A 1062-nucleotide genomic window follows, 5' to 3' on the forward strand; every position below is an offset into this window, starting at 1 on the left:
TGATGGATCGCGTTCGTACTCAGGAACGTATCATCATGAAGCTGTGCGTTGAGCAGTGCAAAATGCCGAAGAAAAACTTCATCACGCTGTTCACCGGCAACGAAACCAGCGAAACCTGGTTCAACGCTGCGGTAGCAATGAACAAGCCGTGGTCCGAGAAGCTGCTGGAAGTGAAAGAAGACGTGCAGCGCGGCCTGCAGAAGCTGCAGCAGATCGAAGAAGAGACCGGCCTGACCATCGAACAGGTGAAAGACATCAACCGTCGCATGTCCATCGGTGAAGCGAAAGCCCGCCGTGCGAAGAAAGAGATGGTGGAAGCGAACTTGCGTCTGGTTATCTCTATCGCCAAGAAATACACCAACCGTGGCCTGCAGTTCCTCGATCTGATTCAGGAAGGCAACATCGGTCTGATGAAAGCGGTTGATAAGTTCGAATACCGTCGCGGCTACAAGTTCTCGACCTACGCGACCTGGTGGATCCGTCAGGCGATCACCCGCTCCATCGCGGATCAGGCGCGCACCATCCGTATTCCGGTGCATATGATTGAGACCATTAACAAGCTCAACCGTATCTCCCGTCAGATGCTGCAGGAGATGGGCCGTGAACCGACCCCGGAAGAGCTGGCTGAGCGTATGCTGATGCCGGAAGACAAAATCCGTAAGGTGCTGAAGATCGCCAAAGAGCCTATCTCCATGGAAACGCCGATCGGCGACGATGAAGATTCGCATCTGGGGGATTTCATCGAGGATACCACCCTCGAGCTGCCGCTGGATTCCGCGACCACCGAGAGCCTGCGTGCGGCAACGCACGACGTGCTGGCCGGCCTTACCGCTCGTGAAGCGAAAGTCCTGCGTATGCGTTTCGGTATCGACATGAACACCGACCACACGCTGGAAGAAGTGGGTAAACAGTTCGACGTTACCCGCGAACGTATCCGTCAGATCGAAGCGAAGGCGCTGCGTAAACTGCGCCACCCGAGCCGTTCTGAAGTGCTGCGTAGCTTCCTCGACGATTAATCGTCGCGGGGCATCGTCCACAGCCGGTTAAAAAGCTCCCTGCGGG

Annotated in this window: 1 protein-coding gene; it reads left to right on the forward strand. The window is 56.0% G+C overall.

Annotated features, from left to right (window positions below):
- Positions 1-1016, forward strand: a 1016-nt coding sequence (rpoD, locus tag AACG97_RS00270) for an RNA polymerase sigma factor RpoD (RefSeq protein ID WP_338463243.1), incomplete at its 5' end; no start/stop codon positions are given.
- Positions 1017-1062 lie beyond the last annotated feature (46 nt).

The organism is Pseudomonas sp. Nvir (assembly GCF_963778085.1).
GTDB lineage: Bacteria > Pseudomonadota > Gammaproteobacteria > Pseudomonadales > Pseudomonadaceae > Aquipseudomonas > Aquipseudomonas juntendi.